We start from the raw sequence: 7,125 nt of genomic DNA on the forward strand, positions 1-7,125 counted from the left end.
CTCCGGCCGCGGCGGAGGCTCCGGCTGGACCGCGTCCGTCGTCTCGACGTTCTCCCAGTCGAGGCGAGACCTGCGCACGCCCCTGGCGAGCAGCGACTCGTTGCTCACCATCTCGAAGAACGGAAGGGGGACGTCGCCCTGCAGCCCGCGCAGGGCCCGCCGGAAGCAGCCGCCGCTCGGGCTTGCGTGATCGGTCACGAAGAGGAAGGCCACCTGCCAGGGCTCCGGGAAGTGCATCTCGTGCATCTTCATGTCCGACGCGGTGAGCTCCACCGCCCCCTCGCGCCTTCTCCGGTACCAGCCCGCCAGCACGCCCTTCCGCCGATCCGCCTCGAGCTCCAGCGCCACGAGAGCCTCTCGGGGCATCGACTCCGGACCGTCCTGGAGCTGGAACTTCGAGGGTACTGCAGCACTGACGATGACGTACCGCCGGCCGCTGTCCGGATCCTCGCACAGGTCTCCGATCAGAAAGCCGAACGGTTCCTCGCCCGGAGCCGCGTTCCACAGATGCTGATGCATCGCGCGGAAGGCTCGCTGGTCCAAAAAGACATCGTAGGAGCCCGTGGCGGCATCCTTCTCCGGCTCGGGCAGGGGCTTCCAGTGGATGCTCCGCAGGAGCGGACGCGGCTTCCACACGTGGTAGGCGTCCGCCTTGAGTTGCTCGTCCGCCGGAACACGCCACTCCGGCGTGTCGTTCGAGCCGTCGTTCTGATCTTCGCTCATGGCCACTCCGACGTGCGAACTCGAGAGCACGGAGGTTCCCTCTCACGAGAACCGCCGGACCCGCTCCAGCGCCCAATCAAAAGCCTGTCGGGGCTACCGGCAAGATCGATCGGAGGAAACAACCGGCCCGGGGGCGGTGTTGACAGGGATCGGGACCATCGCAAGTGTCGCTGTCGGACGCATCGATGGGCGGACCTTTCATCGGAAAGGGAGTGAACATGCGACGCTTCGCGGTCGCCGCAGCGCTCGTGGCCTCGGCCCTCCTGATCGGAGCCGTGGAGGACGCCCTCGGTCAGGGCCGCTTCGATCCGCGTCGAGAGGCGCGCTTCATGATCGACGCCAACCTGTCGTACACGTTCCTGACCGGAGATGCGGCCGACAGCCTCGGTGCCGGGCCCGGGGTCGAGCTGGCCGGTCTCTACCAGCTTGGCAGCGTTCCCCTCCGCCTCGGGGCCGGCGCCGCTTATTCCAGGCACTCGATCGAGGACATCGATGCGTCGGCAAACCGATACGACGTCTTTGCGGTCGCCGAGCTCCTGATCTTCAGCGAAGAGACCGAGATGATCCCGTACCTGCAGGCACGGGGCGGTTGGATGAAGCTGAGCAACGACTACCAGGACGTCACCACCTCGATCAGCGGAATCGAGCTGGGAGCGGTCGTCGGCGTGGACATTCCGATCAGCGAAGGTTTTTCGATCGACGTTTCGGGCCAGTTCGGTTGGTTTTCAGGCGGTGACCTGGTCATCGACGGAAGAGCCGACCCCGGCACCTCGCGATCCGGTACCCTGTTCGCCCTCCGCGCCGGAGCGTTCATCTTTCTCTGACGCGGTTCCACGATCCGAGACACCCACTTTCCGGCTCAGGTGAGCTCGCGTCTCGGCCTCGAACCGGCGAGGGTCTGGTACCGCGTCTCGAGCAGCGACTCCGTGAACTCGAGCCGCTGCTCCAGTTGCAGGATCTTCAGGTTCTGTGTCTCGATCAGTGTCTTCAACCGCTCCTCCTGAAGTCGGTCTTCGTCCGTCTGCCGCTTCGCGAGGGCGTTCGCCTCCAGCACGTTCCCAAGACGCTTCGTCAGAGGCCGGAAGATCAGCACTCCGGCCACGGACAGCACCAGGGTGATCGGTACGAGGGCGAGAAAGAACTCTTCCATTTCGTCAGCTCCGGAGTCGAGGGAGGTGGCTTCACTCGTAGCGCAGCGACTCGACCGGATCGAGCCGCGCAGCCTTGCGAGCAGGAAGGAAGCCGGACAGAAGGCCGATCAGCATCAGGATCGAGGCGCAGGCCAGCGTGATGCTCCACGAAAGCCGCGGATTCGCCAGATAGTTCATGGCGGGATTCGAGGCGGGAACCGCATCCACGATCCACACCACGATCACCGAGACGACCATGCCCACCAGGCCTCCCAGTGCCGAGATCATCAGGGCCTCGAAGATGAACTGAAGCATGATGTGGGACTTCCTCGCGCCCACGGCCAGCTTCACTCCGATCTCCCGGGTGCGCTCCTTCACGACGACGTACATGATGTTCGCCACCCCGACGCCAGCCACGATGAGCGTGAACAGGCCGACCAGGCCGAGGAACATCTGGATCCCGAGCCCGATCGCCTGCGTCTGCTTCTCGTCCTCGATGAAGTCCCAGATCCCGAGAGCCCGCTCGTCGTCCGGGTCGAACCGGTGCTTCGCCCCCAGCACTTCGAAGAGCTCGCGCTTCGTCAGCTCCGCACGCTCGACGCTTCGGGGCTTGAAGAGCAGGTGGTTTACGTACCGGTCGCCATAGATCGCCCGGTAGGTGCTGGCGGGTATGATCGCCCGGTTCTCGTCGGGACCGTTGTTCATGCTGTCCTGGAACTTCGACTGCATCACGCCGACGACCGTAAACGGGATCCCGTCCAGGTCGAGCTGTTTGCCTACCGGGTCTTCCGCCCCGAACAGGTGATAGGCGATGGTGTCCCCCAGGAACAGGACCCGTCTCCGCTCGTCCACGTCGGCCTGGTTGATGAACCGACCGCCTGCCTTCGGAAACATGCGACGCATTTCTGAGAACGGGGGGTGCACTCCTTCCATGTACGTGGTGGTCTTCACGTCCCCATAGCTCAGCGTGACGCCCCAGCGTCCGTACGACGGGCTCGCCGACTCGATCTGATCGACGAATCGCAGCACGTGATTCATGTCGTCCTCGGTGAGCGCCACCCGGCGGCCGCGCGGAAGCCCCTCGAAATCGCGCGTCGTCTGTCCGCCATACACCATGAAGATGCGCTCGCCAGCGTTCAGCAGACCCCGGTTGATCGTGAGGCGCAGCCCCTCTCCGAAGGCCAGCAGAAGCACGACCGCTATGGTTCCCCACGTGATCGCGAAGGTGGTGAGCAGCGCCCTCGTCTTGTGGGTCTTCAGATCGCCCAGAAACTCGGTCAGGAGGATTCTCCACATCGTCTCAGCTCACGATCTCAGGCAATCGACAGGATCGAGATTGGCCGCCTTGCGGGCCGGAAAGTACCCGGCGGCCACACCGATCACCCCCAGAAGCACCATCGTGATCACGGCGACGGACGGCGAGATCTGGGGCGTGCCGATGAACTCGGTCATGTCACCGAACGACACCAACCGAACGAGACCGAGCGACAGGAGGAAACCCAGGGCGCCGCCGACCAGTGTCAGGGTGGCCGCCTCGAGGAAGAACTGCCGGAGGATGTCGGGGCGCCGGGCCCCGACCGATCTCTTGATTCCGATCTCGCGGGTCCGCTCGCGGACGACGACGAACATGATGTTCGCGACTCCGATGCCTCCAACCGTCAGCGTGAAGGAACCGACGATGGCGAAGAAGATCCGAAAACCGAGGAACAGGTACTCGAACATCTTCTCGAACTCGGTCGTGTCCCAGATCGGGAGGGCATCCTCATCGGCCGGGTCGAACCGGTACCGGCGACCGAGCACTTCCCGCGCCCGGACTCCCGCCCGGCGCGAGGCCTCCGCGCTGGCCGTCTGGTAGACGATGTTGTTCAGGTACGGTTGCCCGAACATCGCGTAATGGGTCGTGCCCGGTATGAACACCCGGTCCTGGTCGCGCGAGCTGTACGAGGAGCTCTGCTGCTTCGGCTTCATCACCCCCACGACCGTGAACGGGGTCTCCCCGATCATGATCTGCCGCCCCACCACATCGACGTCCGGCCCCTCCTCCGGGAACAGGAAGTTCCGGGCTTCGTTCCCGAGGACCGCCACCCGACGGCGCCTGTCCACGTCCTCCTGGTTGATGAAGCGTCCGCCCCGGTCCGGGATCACGTTTCGCATGTACGTGTAGTCCGGCCATACACCGGCCACGTTGGGGCGAAGAACCTGCCGGCCCTTCCGCACCGGGGTCCCCCATCGACTGTACTCGGGGCTGATGCGCTCGATCTCCGACACCTGGGTCTTGAGGATCCACGCGTCGTCCTCCCGAAGCCGGATCGATCGCCCGTCGGGGAAACCCTCGAAGGTCCGGGTGGTGGTGCCGCCGAACATCATCACGACCCGGTCGCCGAGCCCGTGAAACCGCTTCCGCGTCTGGTTTTCGAGCCCGACGCCGAAGGCGAGCAGCACGACGACCGCGACGGTTCCCCAGGTGATGCCCAGCAGCGTGAGCACGGTGCGAAGCTTCTGACTTCGCACGTCGGCCACGAACTGGCTGATCGCCGCCGTGAGCCGCGTCATCCGGACCTCCCGTCCGCTCGGCCTCCGTACCCGCGCGCGCCGATCATTCGATCTCTCTCGGCGGCGGCTCGACGACCCGATCTCCCTGTTCGAGCCCCGACAGCACCTCGATCCGGAGAGCGTCGGAAAGGCCGGTTTCGACCTCGCGCTCCTCGGTGACCCCGGGGGCCACGAGCACGGTGACCCGTGCCACCCCATCCTCCCGACGGACGAGTCGCTCCGGTATGACCAGCACGCTGTCCCGACGATCGATGATGATGTCGACGTTGGCCGAGTACCCGGCCCGCAGCGTCGCCCCGTCCAGGTCGGTCAGCTCGACCTCGATCGGGAACACCGTGGCGTTGTCCTCGCTTCGCGCCTTGAGCGAGATCGAGCGTACGCGGCCCCGAACCCGCGCCTCAGGAAGCGCCCCGACCTTGACGGCTGCCGGCATCCCCTCCTCCAGCTTTCCCACGTCGATCTCGTCCACCGTCCCCCGGAAGATCAGGTCGTCCATCTCCGCCATCGTGATGAGGACCGTGCCCTCCTGGAAGTTGCTGAGAGGTACGACCGGGTCTCCGCTCTCCACCCGAGTCTCCAGAATGAACCCGTTGATCGGAGACCGGATCACGCCCTCGATGCTCCGGTCCGCGATCTTCACCCGCCCGGTCTCGAGCAGCGCCACCCTCTCCCGGGCCATCTGCACCTGGATGCGTGCCTGCTCGTACTGACGCTCCGAGAGCTCCAGCTCCTCCTGGGTGATGAAGTCCTTGTCCCTGAGCTCCCGCTTTCGCCGCAGGTCTCGCTCCTGGTTCTCGAGCTCCACCTCCCGCAGCTCCACCTGGCGACTCGCTTCGGCCAGCTCGATAGGTGTGGGATTCGGCTTCACTTCGAGAAGGGGCGCTCCGGCCTCCACGAAGTCCCCATCATCGACGAACAGCTCGCGCACCACGCCGGAGAGCTGTGACTTCACGCTGATCTCCACGTTGGGCTCGATGTTCCCGATCGCGATCGCCTTCTGGACGATCGAGTCCCGTACCACCTCGATCGTCACGGGCCCGTCCTCTCCGTTGCCTCCCCGAAGCGAAACGGCGGCCACGGTTGCGGCCACGGCAACCAGACCTCCGAGCCCGAAGAACACCTTGGTTCTCGTCTTCATTCCCAATCTCCCCAGGACCTCGTGCACGTTCGCGGGTGCCATCGTACGTCGACGGGCACGCCGCTCACCGGCACCGCCAGCCGGGCGGCCCCGTTCGTCAGCCGGGCCTACGGCCACGGTTGTTCCTACGCGCGAGGGGGGAGTCGAAGTTTCAGCGAACCGGTGCCCTAAGATCCACGGCAACTCAGGCGCGGGATTTCCTCCCGATCAGCGACTTCAGCGTCGTCGAAATGCCGTATAGGGCCGCGGCCAGAAGGATGATGAAGGGGCCGGTGGGAATGTCGACACCGAAGCGGGCAGAGAGCTCGTACGCCAGGAACAGGCCGCTCGTGATGCAGACCGCACCGATCGCCGTCGCCCACACGATCATGCGGTCCAGGCTGCCGGTCCAGTGTCGCGCGATCGCCGCCGGAAAGGTCAGCAGCGCGATGACGAGGATCACTCCGACGATCCGGATGAGCACGACGACGGTGACCGCGGTCAATCCGAGCAGAAGCAGGAACAGGCCGGCCACCGGAATTCCCGCCACCCAGCTGAACTCCTCGTCGAACGCGATGGCCTGGAGCGGACGGTAGAGCCGAAGCACCACGATCAACAGGAAGACGTCGAGAGCCGCGGTGAACGCGAGGTATTCCGGAGGCACGAAGAGGATGTTCCCGAACAGGTAGCTCAAGAGATCCGGTGTCGCGCCCGGCGCCAGAGACGCGAAGAGAATGCCGAGGGCCATTCCGACGGCCCATACCATGGCGATGAGCGTGTCGAGACCCTGGCGTAGCCTGAGCTCGGCCACGCCGATGCCGAGGGCCGAGAGCAGGCCGAAGGCGAGTGCGCCGGCCATCGGCGGGAATCCCACGAGGTAGCCGAGCCCGATGCCCCCGAAGGCAGCGTGCGCCAGTCCTCCCGAGACCGAGGCCATCCGGCGGGCGACCACGAAGGTCCCGACGATGCCGCTGGCCACGGCGGCCAGCAGCCCGGCCAGCAGCGCGCGTTGAAAGAAGGCATACTCCAGGGCCCCGGTCACGACTCGCCCCCCGCGCCGTGGGCGGGAAACACGCGATGGGGGTGCCCGTGCGCCACCAGATCGACCGGACAGCCGTACGCGGCCTCCAGCATCGCTTCGGTCAACTCCTTCGAGCGATGATAGTGGAGGCGCACGTTGAGGCATGCGATCGTCTTCACGTATCTCGAAACGACCCCGATGTCGTGAGACACGAGCACGATCGTCATCCGCTCGGAGAGCTTCTCGAGCAGCTCGTACACCGAGCGTCCGATGCGCGTGTCCACGCTCGCCGTCGGCTCGTCCAGAAGGAGGAGCCTCGGCTCGCCCGCCAGCGCTCTCGCGATGAGGACCCGCTGCAGCTGGCCTCCCGACAACCGGCCAATGCTCTCGCGCGCCAGTCCGCCCAGGTCCACCCGCTGCAGGGCCCGCGCTGCCGCCTCCCGGGCCTCACGCGATGTCTCCTTCCTCTTCACGCCCAGACGTCCCATCAGAACCGTGTCGAGCACGTCGATCGGAAAGCCTGCATCGAACCGGGCGTACTGGGGCACGTAGCCGATCATTCCCCGACGCTCGGAGGGAGC

8 protein-coding genes are annotated in these 7,125 nt (G+C 65.7%); 1 reads left to right on the forward strand and 7 read right to left on the reverse strand.

From position 1 onward, the window contains the following. Positions 1–723: hypothetical protein (locus AC36XV_RS03890; RefSeq protein WP_492202363.1), on the reverse strand; the 723-nt coding region annotated here is incomplete at its 3' end. A gap of 185 nt (positions 724–908) precedes the next feature. Between AC36XV_RS03890 and AC36XV_RS03895 the strand changes: the two genes are divergently transcribed. Then, on the forward strand, positions 909–1,547 hold the full coding sequence (locus AC36XV_RS03895) for a hypothetical protein (protein ID WP_492202364.1): 639 nt from the start codon (positions 909–911) through the stop codon (positions 1,545–1,547). 35 nt (positions 1,548–1,582) lie between these two features. Here AC36XV_RS03895 and AC36XV_RS03900 read toward each other — a convergent pair whose 3' ends face one another. From AC36XV_RS03900 to AC36XV_RS03925, 6 genes are all read right to left on the reverse strand, one after another. Continuing rightward, positions 1,583–1,873, reverse strand: a complete 291-nt coding sequence (locus AC36XV_RS03900) for a hypothetical protein (protein WP_492202365.1) — start codon at positions 1,871–1,873, stop codon at positions 1,583–1,585. Positions 1,874–1,904: 31 nt separating this feature from the next. Beyond that, entirely contained in the window at positions 1,905–3,149 is a 1,245-nt protein-coding gene (locus tag AC36XV_RS03905) for an ABC transporter permease (protein ID WP_492202366.1), read from the reverse strand. 9 nt (positions 3,150–3,158) lie between these two features. Beyond that, positions 3,159–4,406, reverse strand: coding sequence for an ABC transporter permease (locus AC36XV_RS03910; protein ID WP_492202367.1), 1,248 nt, complete (start codon positions 4,404–4,406; stop codon positions 3,159–3,161). A 43-nt stretch (positions 4,407–4,449) separates the two neighbouring features. Then, positions 4,450–5,544 carry an efflux RND transporter periplasmic adaptor subunit gene (locus AC36XV_RS03915; RefSeq protein WP_492202368.1) on the reverse strand — a complete coding sequence of 365 codons (1,095 nt, stop codon included), beginning with the start codon at positions 5,542–5,544 and terminating at the stop codon, positions 4,450–4,452. 184 nt (positions 5,545–5,728) lie between these two features. Next, the gene (locus AC36XV_RS03920) at positions 5,729–6,565 is read right to left on the reverse strand and encodes a metal ABC transporter permease (protein WP_492202369.1); all 837 of its coding nucleotides are present in this window, start codon (positions 6,563–6,565) and stop codon (positions 5,729–5,731) included. After that, on the reverse strand, positions 6,562–7,125 hold a 564-nt coding region (locus AC36XV_RS03925; protein ID WP_492202370.1), incomplete at its 5' end, for a metal ABC transporter ATP-binding protein. The genes AC36XV_RS03920 and AC36XV_RS03925, both read right to left, overlap by 4 nt.

It is taken from the genome of Candidatus Benthicola sp. (assembly GCF_058719085.1).